The following is a 20,052-nucleotide window of genomic DNA, read 5'->3' as shown; positions in this document are numbered from 1 at the left end:
CAACATTGATACATTGTGTAACAACATTGATACATTGTGTAACAACATTGATACATTGTGTAACAACATTGATACATTGTGTAACAACATTGATACATTGTGTAACAACATTGATACATTGTGTAACAACATTGATACATTGTGTAACAACATTGATACATTGTGTAACAACATTGATACATTGTGTAACAACATTGATACATTGTGTAACAACATTGATACATTGTGTAACAACATTGATACATTGTGTAACAACATTGATACATTGTGTAACAACATTGATACATTGTGTAACAACATTGATACATTGTGTAACAACATTGATACATTGTGTAACAACATTGATACATTGTGTAACAACATTGATACATTGTGTAACAACATTGATACATTGTGTAACAACATTGATACATTGTGTAACAACATTGATACATTGTGTAACAACATTGATACATTGTGTAACAACATTGATACATTGTGTAACAACATTGATACATTGTGTAACAACATTGATACATTGTGTAACAACATTGATACATTGTGTAACAACATTGATACATTGTGTAACAACATTGATACATTGTGTAACAACATTGATACATTGTGTAACAACATTGATACATTGTGTAACAACATTGATACATTGTGTAACAACATTGATACATTGTGTAACAACATTGATACATTGTGTAACAACATTGATACATTGTGTAACAACATTGATACATTGTGTAACAACATTGATACATTGTGTAACAACATTGATACATTGTGTAACAACATTGATACATTGTGTAACAACATTGATACATTGTGTAACAACATTGATACATTGTGTAACAACATTGATACATTGTGTAACAACATTGATACATTGTGTAACAACATTGATACATTGTGTAACAACATTGATACATTGTGTAACAACATTGATACATTGTGTAACAACATTGATACATTGTGTAACAACATTGATACATTGTGTAACAACATTGATACATTGTGTAACAACATTGATACATTGTGTAACAACATTGATACATTGTGTAACAACATTGATACATTGTGTAACAACATTGATACATTGTGTAACAACATTGATACATTGTGTAACAACATTGATACATTGTGTAACAACATTGATACATTGTGTAACAACATTGATACATTGTGTAACAACATTGATACATTGTGTAACAACATTGATACATTGTGTAACAACATTGATACATTGTGTAACAACATTGATACATTGTGTAACAACATTGATACATTGTGTAACAACATTGATACATTGTGTAACAACATTGATACATTGTGTAACAACATTGATACATTGTGTAACAACATTGATACATTGTGTAACAACATTGATACATTGTGTAACAACATTGATACATTGTGTAACAACATTGATACATTGTGTAACAACATTGATACATTGTGTAACAACATTGATACATTGTGTAACAACATTGATACATTGTGTAACAACATTGATACATTGTGTAACAACATTGATACATTGTGTAACAACATTGATACATTGTGTAACAACATTGATACATTGTGTAACAACATTGATACATTGTGTAACAACATTGATACATTGTGTAACAACATTGATACATTGTGTAACAACATTGATACATTGTGTAACAACATTGATACATTGTGTAACAACATTGATACATTGTGTAACAACATTGATACATTGTGTAACAACATTGATACATTGTGTAACAACATTGATACATTGTGTAACAACATTGATACATTGTGTAACAACATTGATACATTGTGTAACAACATTGATACATTGTGTAACAACATTGATACATTGTGTAACAACATTGATACATTGTGTAACAACATTGATACATTGTGTAACAACATTGATACATTGTGTAACAACATTGATACATTGTGTAACAACATTGATACATTGTGTAACAACATTGATACATTGTGTAACAACATTGATACATTGTGTAACAACATTGATACATTGTGTAACAACATTGATACATTGTGTAACAACATTGATACATTGTGTAACAACATTGATACATTGTGTAACAACATTGATACATTGTGTAACAACATTGATACATTGTGTAACAACATTGATACATTGTGTAACAACATTGATACATTGTGTAACAACATTGATACATTGTGTAACAACATTGATACATTGTGTAACAACATTGATACATTGTGTAACAACATTGATACATTGTGTAACAACATTGATACATTGTGTAACAACATTGATACATTGTGTAACAACATTGATACATTGTGTAACAACATTGATACATTGTGTAACAACATTGATACATTGTGTAACAACATTGATACATTGTGTAACAACATTGATACATTGTGTAACAACATTGATACATTGTGTAACAACATTGATACATTGTGTAACAACATTGATACATTGTGTAACAACATTGATACATTGTGTAACAACATTGATACATTGTGTAACAACATTGATACATTGTGTAACAACATTGATACATTGTGTAACAACATTGATACATTGTGTAACAACATTGATACATTGTGTAACAACATTGATACATTGTGTAACAACATTGATACATTGTGTAACAACATTGATACATTGTGTAACAACATTGATACATTGTGTAACAACATTGATACATTGTGTAACAACATTGATACATTGTGTAACAACATTGATACATTGTGTAACAACATTGATACATTGTGTAACAACATTGATACATTGTGTAACAACATTGATACATTGTGTAACAACATTGATACATTGTGTAACAACATTGATACATTGTGTAACAACATTGATACATTGTGTAACAACATTGATACATTGTGTAACAACATTGATACATTGTGTAACAACATTGATACATTGTGTAACAACATTGATACATTGTGTAACAACATTGATACATTGTGTAACAACATTGATACATTGTGTAACAACATTGATACATTGTGTAACAACATTGATACATTGTGTAACAACATTGATACATTGTGTAACAACATTGATACATTGTGTAACAACATTGATACATTTGTAACAACATTGATACATTGTGTAACAACATTGATACATTGTGTAACAACATTGATACATTGTGTAACAACATTGATACATTGTGTAACAACATTGATACATTGTGTAACAACATTGATACATTGTGTAACAACATTGATACATTGTGTAACAACATTGATACATTGTGTAACAACATTGATACATTGTGTAACAACATTGATACATTGTGTAACAACATTGATACATTGTGTAACAACATTGATACATTGTGTAACAACATTGATACATTGTGTAACAACATTGATACATTGTGTAACAACATTGATACATTGTGTAACAACATTGATACATTGTGTAACAACATTGATACATTGTGTAACAACATTGATACATTGTGTAACAACATTGATACATTGTGTAACAACATTGATACATTGTGTAACAACATTGATACATTGTGTAACAACATTGATACATTGTGTAACAACATTGATACATTGTGTAACAACATTGATACATTGTGTAACAACATTGATACATTGTGTAACAACATTGATACATTGTGTAACAACATTGATACATTGTGTAACAACATTGATACATTGTGTAACAACATTGATACATTGTGTAACAACATTGATACATTGTGTAACAACATTGATACATTGTGTAACAACATTGATACATTGTGTAACAACATTGATACATTGTGTAACAACATTGATACATTGTGTAACAACATTGATACATTGTGTAACAACATTGATACATTGTGTAACAACATTGATACATTGTGTAACAACATTGATACATTGTGTAACAACATTGATACATTGTGTAACAACATTGATACATTGTGTAACAACATTGATACATTGTGTAACAACATTGATACATTGTGTAACAACATTGATACATTGTGTAACAACATTGATACATTGTGTAACAACATTGATACATTGTGTAACAACATTGATACATTGTGTAACAACATTGATACATTGTGTAACAACATTGATACATTGTGTAACAACATTGATACATTGTGTAACAACATTGATACATTGTGTAACAACATTGATACATTGTGTAACAACATTGATACATTGTGTAACAACATTGATACATTGTGTAACAACATTGATACATTGTGTAACAACATTGATACATTGTGTAACAACATTGATACATTGTGTAACAACATTGATACATTGTGTAACAACATTGATACATTGTGTAACAACATTGATACATTGTGTAACAACATTGATACATTGTGTAACAACATTGATACATTGTGTAACAACATTGATACATTGTGTAACAACATTGATACATTGTGTAACAACATTGATACATTGTGTAACAACATTGATACATTGTGTAACAACATTGATACATTGTGTAACAACATTGATACATTGTGTAACAACATTGATACATTGTGTAACAACATTGATACATTGTGTAACAACATTGATACATTGTGTAACAACATTGATACATTGTGTAACAACATTGATACATTGTGTAACAACATTGATACATTGTGTAACAACATTGATACATTGTGTAACAACATTGATACATTGTGTAACAACATTGATACATTGTGTAACAACATTGATACATTGTGTAACAACATTGATACATTGTGTAACAACATTGATACATTGTGTAACAACATTGATACATTGTGTAACAACATTGATACATTGTGTAACAACATTGATACATTGTGTAACAACATTGATACATTGTGTAACAACATTGATACATTGTGTAACAACATTGATACATTGTGTAACAACATTGATACATTGTGTAACAACATTGATACATTGTGTAACAACATTGATACATTGTGTAACAACATTGATACATTGTGTAACAACATTGATACATTGTGTAACAACATTGATACATTGTGTAACAACATTGATACATTGTGTAACAACATTGATACATTGTGTAACAACATTGATACATTGTGTAACAACATTGATACATTGTGTAACAACATTGATACATTGTGTAACAACATTGATACATTGTGTAACAACATTGATACATTGTGTAACAACATTGATACATTGTGTAACAACATTGATACATTGTGTAACAACATTGATACATTGTGTAACAACATTGATACATTGTGTAACAACATTGATACATTGTGTAACAACATTGATACATTGTGTAACAACATTGATACATTGTGTAACAACATTGATACATTGTGTAACAACATTGATACATTGTGTAACAACATTGATACATTGTGTAACAACATTGATACATTGTGTAACAACATTGATACATTGTGTAACAACATTGATACATTGTGTAACAACATTGATACATTGTGTAACAACATTGATACATTGTGTAACAACATTGATACATTGTGTAACAACATTGATACATTGTGTAACAACATTGATACATTGTGTAACAACATTGATACATTGTGTAACAACATTGATACATTGTGTAACAACATTGATACATTGTGTAACAACATTGATACATTGTGTAACAACATTGATACATTGTGTAACAACATTGATACATTGTGTAACAACATTGATACATTGTGTAACAACATTGATACATTGTGTAACAACATTGATACATTGTGTAACAACATTGATACATTGTGTAACAACATTGATACATTGTGTAACAACATTGATACATTGTGTAACAACATTGATACATTGTGTAACAACATTGATACATTGTGTAACAACATTGATACATTGTGTAACAACATTGATACATTGTGTAACAACATTGATACATTGTGTAACAACATTGATACATTGTGTAACAACATTGATACATTGTGTAACAACATTGATACATTGTGTAACAACATTGATACATTGTGTAACAACATTGATACATTGTGTAACAACATTGATACATTGTGTAACAACATTGATACATTGTGTAACAACATTGATACATTGTGTAACAACATTGATACATTGTGTAACAACATTGATACATTGTGTAACAACATTGATACATTGTGTAACAACATTGATACATTGTGTAACAACATTGATACATTGTGTAACAACATTGATACATTGTGTAACAACATTGATACATTGTGTAACAACATTGATACATTGTGTAACAACATTGATACATTGTGTAACAACATTGATACATTGTGTAACAACATTGATACATTGTGTAACAACATTGATACATTGTGTAACAACATTGATACATTGTGTAACAACATTGATACATTGTGTAACAACATTGATACATTGTGTAACAACATTGATACATTGTGTAACAACATTGATACATTGTGTAACAACATTGATACATTGTGTAACAACATTGATACATTGTGTAACAACATTGATACATTGTGTAACAACATTGATACATTGTGTAACAACATTGATACATTGTGTAACAACATTGATACATTGTGTAACAACATTGATACATTGTGTAACAACATTGATACATTGTGTAACAACATTGATACATTGTGTAACAACATTGATACATTGTGTAACAACATTGATACATTGTGTAACAACATTGATACATTGTGTAACAACATTGATACATTGTGTAACAACATTGATACATTGTGTAACAACATTGATACATTGTGTAACAACATTGATACATTGTGTAACAACATTGATACATTGTGTAACAACATTGATACATTGTGTAACAACATTGATACATTGTGTAACAACATTGATACATTGTGTAACAACATTGATACATTGTGTAACAACATTGATACATTGTGTAACAACATTGATACATTGTGTAACAACATTGATACATTGTGTAACAACATTGATACATTGTGTAACAACATTGATACATTGTGTAACAACATTGATACATTGTGTAACAACATTGATACATTGTGTAACAACATTGATACATTGTGTAACAACATTGATACATTGTGTAACAACATTGATACATTGTGTAACAACATTGATACATTGTGTAACAACATTGATACATTGTGTAACAACATTGATACATTGTGTAACAACATTGATACATTGTGTAACAACATTGATACATTGTGTAACAACATTGATACATTGTGTAACAACATTGATACATTGTGTAACAACATTGATACATTGTGTAACAACATTGATACATTGTGTAACAACATTGATACATTGTGTAACAACATTGATACATTGTGTAACAACATTGATACATTGTGTAACAACATTGATACATTGTGTAACAACATTGATACATTGTGTAACAACATTGATACATTGTGTAACAACATTGATACATTGTGTAACAACATTGATACATTGTGTAACAACATTGATACATTGTGTAACAACATTGATACATTGTGTAACAACATTGATACATTGTGTAACAACATTGATACATTGTGTAACAACATTGATACATTGTGTAACAACATTGATACATTGTGTAACAACATTGATACATTGTGTAACAACATTGATACATTGTGTAACAACATTGATACATTGTGTAACAACATTGATACATTGTGTAACAACATTGATACATTGTGTAACAACATTGATACATTGTGTAACAACATTGATACATTGTGTAACAACATTGATACATTGTGTAACAACATTGATACATTGTGTAACAACATTGATACATTGTGTAACAACATTGATACATTGTGTAACAACATTGATACATTGTGTAACAACATTGATACATTGTGTAACAACATTGATACATTGTGTAACAACATTGATACATTGTGTAACAACATTGATACATTGTGTAACAACATTGATACATTGTGTAACAACATTGATACATTGTGTAACAACATTGATACATTGTGTAACAACATTGATACATTGTGTAACAACATTGATACATTGTGTAACAACATTGATACATTGTGTAACAACATTGATACATTGTGTAACAACATTGATACATTGTGTAACAACATTGATACATTGTGTAACAACATTGATACATTGTGTAACAACATTGATACATTGTGTAACAACATTGATACATTGTGTAACAACATTGATACATTGTGTAACAACATTGATACATTGTGTAACAACATTGATACATTGTGTAACAACATTGATACATTGTGTAACAACATTGATACATTGTGTAACAACATTGATACATTGTGTAACAACATTGATACATTGTGTAACAACATTGATACATTGTGTAACAACATTGATACATTGTGTAACAACATTGATACATTGTGTAACAACATTGATACATTGTGTAACAACATTGATACATTGTGTAACAACATTGATACATTGTGTAACAACATTGATACATTGTGTAACAACATTGATACATTGTGTAACAACATTGATACATTGTGTAACAACATTGATACATTGTGTAACAACATTGATACATTGTGTAACAACATTGATACATTGTGTAACAACATTGATACATTGTGTAACAACATTGATACATTGTGTAACAACATTGATACATTGTGTAACAACATTGATACATTGTGTAACAACATTGATACATTGTGTAACAACATTGATACATTGTGTAACAACATTGATACATTGTGTAACAACATTGATACATTGTGTAACAACATTGATACATTGTGTAACAACATTGATACATTGTGTAACAACATTGATACATTGTGTAACAACATTGATACATTGTGTAACAACATTGATACATTGTGTAACAACATTGATACATTGTGTAACAACATTGATACATTGTGTAACAACATTGATACATTGTGTAACAACATTGATACATTGTGTAACAACATTGATACATTGTGTAACAACATTGATACATTGTGTAACAACATTGATACATTGTGTAACAACATTGATACATTGTGTAACAACATTGATACATTGTGTAACAACATTGATACATTGTGTAACAACATTGATACATTGTGTAACAACATTGATACATTGTGTAACAACATTGATACATTGTGTAACAACATTGATACATTGTGTAACAACATTGATACATTGTGTAACAACATTGATACATTGTGTAACAACATTGATACATTGTGTAACAACATTGATACATTGTGTAACAACATTGATACATTGTGTAACAACATTGATACATTGTGTAACAACATTGATACATTGTGTAACAACATTGATACATTGTGTAACAACATTGATACATTGTGTAACAACATTGATACATTGTGTAACAACATTGATACATTGTGTAACAACATTGATACATTGTGTAACAACATTGATACATTGTGTAACAACATTGATACATTGTGTAACAACATTGATACATTGTGTAACAACATTGATACATTGTGTAACAACATTGATACATTGTGTAACAACATTGATACATTGTGTAACAACATTGATACATTGTGTAACAACATTGATACATTGTGTAACAACATTGATACATTGTGTAACAACATTGATACATTGTGTAACAACATTGATACATTGTGTAACAACATTGATACATTGTGTAACAACATTGATACATTGTGTAACAACATTGTAACAACATTGATACATTCTGTAACAACATTGATACATTCTGTAACAACATTGATACATTCTGTAACAACATTGATACATTCTGTAACAACATTGATACATTCTGTAACAACATTGATACATTCTCTGTAACAACATTGATACATTCTGTAACAACATTGATACATTCTGTAACAACATTGATACATTCTGTAACAACATTGATACATTCTGTAACAACATTGATACATTCTGTAACAACATTCATACATTCTGTAACAACATTGATACATTCTGTAACAACATTGATACATTCTGTAACAACATTGATACATTCTGTAACAACATTGATACATTCTGTAACAACATTGATACATTCTGTAACAACATTCATACATTCTGTAACAACATTGATACATTCTGTAACAACATTGATACATTCTGTAACAACATTGATACATTCTGTAACAACATTGATACATTCTGTAACAACATTGATACATTCTGTAACAACATTGATACATTCTGTAACAACATTGATACATTCTGTAACAACATTGATACATTCTGTAACAACATTGATACATTCTGTAACAACATTGATACATTCTGTAACAACATTGATACATTCTGTAACAACATTGATACATTCTGTAACAACATTGATACATTCTGTAACAACATTGATACATTCTGTAACAACATTGATACATTCTGTAACAACATTGATACATTCTGTAACAACATTGATACATTCTGTAACAACATTGATACATTCTGTAACAACATTGATACATTCTGTAACAACATTGATACATTCTGTAACAACATTGATACATTCTGTAACAACATTGATACATTCTGTAACAACATTGATACATTCTGTAACAACATTGATACATTCTGTAACAACATTGATACATTCTGTAACAACATTGATACATTCTGTAACAACATTGATACATTCTGTAACAACATTGATACATTCTGTAACAACATTGATACATTCTGTAACAACATTGATACATTCTGTAACAACATTGATACATTCTGTAACAACATTGATACATTCTGTAACAACATTGATACATTCTGTAACAACATTGATACATTCTGTAACAACATTGATACATTCTGTAACAACATTGATACATTCTGTAACAACATTGATACATTCTGTAACAACATTGATACATTCTGTAACAACATTGATACATTCTGTAACAACATTGATACATTCTGTAACAACATTGATACATTCTGTAACAACATTGATACATTCTGTAACAACATTGATACATTCTGTAACAACATTGATACATTCTGTAACAACATTGATACATTCTGTAACAACATTGATACATTCTGTAACAACATTGATACATTCTGTAACAACATTGATACATTCTGTAACAACATTGATACATTCTGTAACAACATTGATACATTCTGTAACAACATTGATACATTCTGTAACAACATTGATACATTCTGTAACAACATTGATACATTCTGTAACAACATTGATACATTCTGTAACAACATTGATACATTCTGTAACAACATTGATACATTCTGTAACAACATTGATACATTCTGTAACAACATTGATACATTCTGTAACAACATTGATACATTCTGTAACAACATTGATACATTCTGTAACAACATTGATACATTCTGTAACAACATTGATACATTCTGTAACAACATTGATACATTCTGTAACAACATTGATACATTCTGTAACAACATTGATACATTCTGTAACAACATTGATACATTCTGTAACAACATTGATACATTCTGTAACAACATTGATACATTCTGTAACAACATTGATACATTCTGTAACAACATTGATACATTCTGTAACAACATTGATACATTCTGTAACAACATTGATACATTCTGTAACAACATTGATACATTCTGTAACAACATTGATACATTCTGTAACAACATTGATACATTCTGTAACAACATTGATACATTCTGTAACAACATTGATACATTCTGTAACAACATTGATACATTCTGTAACAACATTGATACATTCTGTAACAACATTGATACATTCTGTAACAACATTGATACATTCTGTAACAACATTGATACATTCTGTAACAACATTGATACATTCTGTAACAACATTGATACATTCTGTAACAACATTGATACATTCTGTAACAACATTGATACATTCTGTAACAACATTGATACATTCTGTAACAACATTGATACATTCTGTAACAACATTGATACATTCTGTAACAACATTGATACATTCTGTAACAACATTGATACATTCTGTAACAACATTGATACATTCTGTAACAACATTGATACATTCTGTAACAACATTGATACATTCTGTAACAACATTGATACATTCTGTAACAACATTGATACATTCTGTAACAACATTGATACATTCTGTAACAACATTGATACATTCTGTAACAACATTGATACATTCTGTAACAACATTGATACATTCTGTAACAACATTGATACATTCTGTAACAACATTGATACATTCTGTAACAACATTGATACATTCTGTAACAACATTGATACATTCTGTAACAACATTGATACATTCTGTAACAACATTGATACATTCTGTAACAACATTGATACATTCTGTAACAACATTGATACATTCTGTAACAACATTGATACATTCTGTAACAACATTGATACATTCTGTAACAACATTGATACATTCTGTAACAACATTGATACATTCTGTAACAACATTGATACATTCTGTAACAACATTGATACATTCTGTAACAACATTGATACATTCTGTAACAACATTGATACATTCTGTAACAACATTGATACATTCTGTAACAACATTGATACATTCTGTAACAACATTGATACATTCTGTAACAACATTGATACATTCTGTAACAACATTGATACATTCTGTAACAACATTGATACATTCTGTAACAACATTGATACATTCTGTAACAACATTGATACATTCTGTAACAACATTGATACATTCTGTAACAACATTGATACATTCTGTAACAACATTGATACATTCTGTAACAACATTGATACATTCTGTAACAACATTGATACATTCTGTAACAACATTGATACATTCTGTAACAACATTGATACATTCTGTAACAACATTGATACATTCTGTAACAACATTGATACATTCTGTAACAACATTGATACATTCTGTAACAACATTGATACATTCTGTAACAACATTGATACATTCTGTAACAACATTGATACATTCTGTAACAACATTGATACATTCTGTAACAACATTGATACATTCTGTAACAACATTGATACATTCTGTAACAACATTGATACATTCTGTAACAACATTGATACATTCTGTAACAACATTGATACATTCTGTAACAACATTGATACATTCTGTAACAACATTGATACATTCTGTAACAACATTGATACATTCTGTAACAACATTGATACATTCTGTAACAACATTGATACATTCTGTAACAACATTGATACATTCTGTAACAACATTGATACATTCTGTAACAACATTGATACATTCTGTAACAACATTGATACATTCTGTAACAACATTGATACATTCTGTAACAACATTGATACATTCTGTAACAACATTGATACATTCTGTAACAACATTGATACATTCTGTAACAACATTGATACATTCTGTAACAACATTGATACATTCTGTAACAACATTGATACATTCTGTAACAACATTGATACATTCTGTAACAACATTGATACATTCTGTAACAACATTGATACATTCTGTAACAACATTGATACATTCTGTAACAACATTGATACATTCTGTAACAACATTGATACATTCTGTAACAACATTGATACATTCTGTAACAACATTGATACATTCTGTAACAACATTGATACATTCTGTAACAACATTGATACATTCTGTAACAACATTGATACATTCTGTAACAACATTGATACATTCTGTAACAACATTGATACATTCTGTAACAACATTGATACATTCTGTAACAACATTGATACATTCTGTAACAACATTGATACATTCTGTAACAACATTGATACATTCTGTAACAACATTGATACATTCTGTAACAACATTGATACATTCTGTAACAACATTGATACATTCTGTAACAACATTGATACATTCTGTAACAACATTGATACATTCTGTAACAACATTGATACATTCTGTAACAACATTGATACATTCTGTAACAACATTGATACATTCTGTAACAACATTGATACATTCTGTAACAACATTGATACATTCTGTAACAACATTGATACATTCTGTAACAACATTGATACATTCTGTAACAACATTGATACATTCTGTAACAACATTGATACATTCTGTAACAACATTGATACATTCTGTAACAACATTGATACATTCTGTAACAACATTGATACATTCTGTAACAACATTGATACATTCTGTAACAACATTGATACATTCTGTAACAACATTGATACATTCTGTAACAACATTGATACATTCTGTAACAACATTGATACATTCTGTAACAACATTGATACATTCTGTAACAACATTGATACATTCTGTAACAACATTGATACATTCTGTAACAACATTGATACATTCTGTAACAACATTGATACATTCTGTAACAACATTGATACATTCTGTAACAACATTGATACATTCTGTAACAACATTGATACATTCTGTAACAACATTGATACATTCTGTAACAACATTGATACATTCTGTAACAACATTGATACATTCTGTAACAACATTGATACATTCTGTAACAACATTGATACATTCTGTAACAACATTGATACATTCTGTAACAACATTGATACATTCTGTAACAACATTGATACATTCTGTAACAACATTGATACATTCTGTAACAACATTGATACATTCTGTAACAACATTGATACATTCTGTAACAACATTGATACATTCTGTAACAACATTGATACATTCTGTAACAACATTGATACATTCTGTAACAACATTGATACATTCTGTAACAACATTGATACATTCTGTAACAACATTGATACATTCTGTAACAACATTGATACATTCTGTAACAACATTGATACATTCTGTAACAACATTGATACATTCTGTAACAACATTGATACATTCTGTAACAACATTGATACATTCTGTAACAACATTGATACATTCTGTAACAACATTGATACATTCTGTAACAACATTGATACATTCTGTAACAACATTGATACATTCTGTAACAACATTGATACATTCTGTAACAACATTGATACATTCTGTAACAACATTGATACATTCTGTAACAACATTGATACATTCTGTAACAACATTGATACATTCTGTAACAACATTGATACATTCTGTAACAACATTGATACATTCTGTAACAACATTGATACATTCTGTAACAACATTGATACATTCTGTAACAACATTGATACATTCTGTAACAACATTGATACATTCTGTAACAACATTGATACATTCTGTAACAACATTGATACATTCTGTAACAACATTGATACATTCTGTAACAACATTGATACATTCTGTAACAACATTGATACATTCTGTAACAACATTGATACATTCTGTAACAACATTGATACATTCTGTAACAACATTGATACATTCTGTAACAACATTGATACATTCTGTAACAACATTGATACATTCTGTAACAACATTGATACATTCTGTAACAACATTGATACATTCTGTAACAACATTGATACATTCTGTAACAACATTGATACATTCTGTAACAACATTGATACATTCTGTAACAACATTGATACATTCTGTAACAACATTGATACATTCTGTAACAACATTGATACATTCTGTAACAACATTGATACATTCTGTAACAACATTGATACATTCTGTAACAACATTGATACATTCTGTAACAACATTGATACATTCTGTAACAACATTGATACATTCTGTAACAACATTGATACATTCTGTAACAACATTGATACATTCTGTAACAACATTGATACATTCTGTAACAACATTGATACATTCTGTAACAACATTGATACATTCTGTAACAACATTGATACATTCTGTAACAACATTGATACATTCTGTAACAACATTGATACATTCTGTAACAACATTGATACATTCTGTAACAACATTGATACATTCTGTAACAACATTGATACATTCTGTAACAACATTGATACATTCTGTAACAACATTGATACATTCTGTAACAACATTGATACATTCTGTAACAACATTGATACATTCTGTAACAACATTGATACATTCTGTAACAACATTGATACATTCTGTAACAACATTGATACATTCTGTAACAACATTGATACATTCTGTAACAACATTGATACATTCTGTAACAACATTGATACATTCTGTAACAACATTGATACATTCTGTAACAACATTGATACATTCTGTAACAACATTGATACATTCTGTAACAACATTGATACATTCTGTAACAACATTGATACATTCTGTAACAACATTGATACATTCTGTAACAACATTGATACATTCTGTAACAACATTGATACATTCTGTAACAACATTGATACATTCTGTAACAACATTGATACATTCTGTAACAACATTGATACATTCTGTAACAACATTGATACATTCTGTAACAACATTGATACATTCTGTAACAACATTGATACATTCTGTAACAACATTGATACATTCTGTAACAACATTGATACATTCTGTAACAACATTGATACATTCTGTAACAACATTGATACATTCTGTAACAACATTGATACATTCTGTAACAACATTGATACATTCTGTAACAACATTGATACATTCTGTAACAACATTGATACATTCTGTAACAACATTGATACATTCTGTAACAACATTGATACATTCTGTAACAACATTGATACATTCTGTAACAACATTGATACATTCTGTAACAACATTGATACATTCTGTAACAACATTGATACATTCTGTAACAACATTGATACATTCTGTAACAACATTGATACATTCTGTAACAACATTGATACATTCTGTAACAACATTGATACATTCTGTAACAACATTGATACATTCTGTAACAACATTGATACATTCTGTAACAACATTGATACATTCTGTAACAACATTGATACATTCTGTAACAACATTGATACATTCTGTAACAACATTGATACATTCTGTAACAACATTGATACATTCTGTAACAACATTGATACATTCTGTAACAACATTGATACATTCTGTAACAACATTGATACATTCTGTAACAACATTGATACATTCTGTAACAACATTGATACATTCTGTAACAACATTGATACATTCTGTAACAACATTGATACATTCTGTAACAACATTGATACATTCTGTAACAACATTGATACATTCTGTAACAACATTGATACATTCTGTAACAACATTGATACATTCTGTAACAACATTGATACATTCTGTAACAACATTGATACATTCTGTAACAACATTGATACATTCTGTAACAACATTGATACATTCTGTAACAACATTGATACATTCTGTAACAACATTGATACATTCTGTAACAACATTGATACATTCTGTAACAACATTGATACATTCTGTAACAACATTGATACATTCTGTAACAACATTGATACATTCTGTAACAACATTGATACATTCTGTAACAACATTGATACATTCTGTAACAACATTGATACATTCTGTAACAACATTGATACATTCTGTAACAACATTGATACATTCTGTAACAACATTGATACATTCTGTAACAACATTGATACATTCTGTAACAACATTGATACATTCTGTAACAACATTGATACATTCTGTAACAACATTGATACATTCTGTAACAACATTGATACATTCTGTAACAACATTGACACATTCTGTAACAACATTGATACATTCTGTAACAACATTGATACATTCTGTAACAACATTGATACATTCTGTAACAACATTGATACATTCTGTAACAACATTGATACATTCTGTAACAACATTGATACATTCTGTAACAACATTGATACATTCTGTAACAACATTGATACATTCTGTAACAACATTGATACATTCTGTAACAACATTGATACATTCTGTAACAACATTGATACATTCTGTAACAACATTGATACATTCTGTAACAACATTGATACATTCTGTAACAACATTGATACATTCTGTAACAACATTGATACATTCTGTAACAACATTGATACATTCTGTAACAACATTGATACATTCTGTAACAACATTGATACATTCTGTAACAACATTGATACATTCTGTAACAACATTGATACATTCTGTAACAACATTGATACATTCTGTAACAACATTGATACATTCTGTAACAACATTGATACATTCTGTAACAACATTGATACATTCTGTAACAACATTGATACATTCTGTAACAACATTGATACATTCTGTAACAACATTGATACATTCTGTAACAACATTGATACATTCTGTAACAACATTGATACATTCTGTAACAACATTGATACATTCTGTAACAACATTGATACATTCTGTAACAACATTGATACATTCTGTAACAACATTGATACATTCTGTAACAACATTGATACATTCTGTAACAACATTGATACATTCTGTAACAACATTGATACATTCTGTAACAACATTGATACATTCTGTAACAACATTGATACATTCTGTAACAACATTGATACATTCTGTAACAACATTGATACATTCTGTAACAACATTGATACATTCTGTAACAACATTGATACATTCTGTAACAACATTGATACATTCTGTAACAACATTGATACATTCTGTAACAACATTGATACATTCTGTAACAACATTGATACATTCTGTAACAACATTGATACATTCTGTAACAACATTGATACATTCTGTAACAACATTGATACATTCTGTAACAACATTGATACATTCTGTAACAACATTGATACATTCTGTAACAACATTGATACATTCTGTAACAACATTGATACATTCTGTAACAACATTGATACATTCTGTAACAACATTGATACATTCTGTAACAACATTGATACATTCTGTAACAACATTGATACATTCTGTAACAACATTGATACATTCTGTAACAACATTGATACATTCTGTAACAACATTGATACATTCTGTAACAACATTGATACATTCTGTAACAACATTGATACATTCTGTAACAACATTGATACATTCTGTAACAACATTGATACATTCTGTAACAACATTGATACATTCTGTAACAACATTGATACATTCTGTAACAACATTGATACATTCTGTAACAACATTGATACATTCTGTAACAACATTGATACATTCTGTAACAACATTGATACATTCTGTAACAACATTGATACATTCTGTAACAACATTGATACATTCTGTAACAACATTGACACATTCTGTAACAACATTGATACATTCTGTAACAACATTGATACATTCTGTAACAACATTGATACATTCTGTAACAACATTGATACATTCTGTAACAACATTGATACATTCTGTAACAACATTGATACATTCTGTAACAACATTGATACATTCTGTAACAACATTGATACATTCTGTAACAACATTGATACATTCTGTAACAACATTGATACATTCTGTAACAACATTGATACATTCTGTAACAACATTGATACATTCTGTAACAACATTGATACATTCTGTAACAACATTGATACATTCTGTAACAACATTGATACATTCTGTAACAACATTGATACATTCTGTAACAACATTGATACATTCTGTAACAACATTGATACATTCTGTAACAACATTGATACATTCTGTAACAACATTGATACATTCTGTAACAACATTGATACATTCTGTAACAACATTGATACATTCTGTAACAACATTGATACATTCTGTAACAACATTGATACATTCTGTAACAACATTGATACATTCTGTAACAACATTGATACATTCTGTAACAACATTGATACATTCTGTAACAACATTGATACATTCTGTAACAACATTGATACATTCTGTAACAACATTGATACATTCTGTAACAACATTGATACATTCTGTAACAACATTGATACATTCTGTAACAACATTGATACATTCTGTAACAACATTGATACATTCTGTAACAACATTGATACATTCTGTAACAACATTGATACATTCTGTAACAACATTGATACATTCTGTAACAACATTGATACATTCTGTAACAACATTGATACATTCTGTAACAACATTGATACATTCTGTAACAACATTGATACATTCTGTAACAACATTGATACATTCTGTAACAACATTGATACATTCTGTAACAACATTGATACATTCTGTAACAACATTGATACATTCTGTAACAACATTGATACATTCTGTAACAACAT

The 20,052-nt window shown here is 28.6% G+C and carries 3 protein-coding genes (1 of these 3 cut by a window edge); all 3 read right to left on the bottom strand.

The features are described 5' to 3' along the window. Positions 1-9,867 carry part of the coding region annotated (locus tag WJM95_RS35340) for a hypothetical protein (protein ID WP_339136164.1) on the bottom strand (this coding region is incomplete at its 3' end). 8,016 nt of the annotated region lie to the left of the window's left edge, so 9,867 of the 17,883 annotated nt are shown. After that, positions 9,868-9,993 (bottom strand): hypothetical protein, encoded by a 126-nt coding sequence (locus WJM95_RS35335; RefSeq protein WP_339136163.1) that lies wholly within the window; start codon positions 9,991-9,993, stop codon positions 9,868-9,870. After that, the gene (locus tag WJM95_RS35330; protein WP_339136162.1) at positions 9,994-20,052 is read right to left on the bottom strand and encodes a hypothetical protein; all 10,059 of its coding nucleotides are present in this window, start codon (positions 20,050-20,052) and stop codon (positions 9,994-9,996) included.

The organism is Streptomyces sp. f51, assembly GCF_037940415.1.
In the GTDB taxonomy this organism is placed as follows: domain Bacteria; phylum Actinomycetota; class Actinomycetes; order Streptomycetales; family Streptomycetaceae; genus Streptomyces.
The sequence above is the reverse complement of the archived record's forward strand: the minus strand, read 5'-3'. Positions and strand labels throughout refer to the sequence as shown.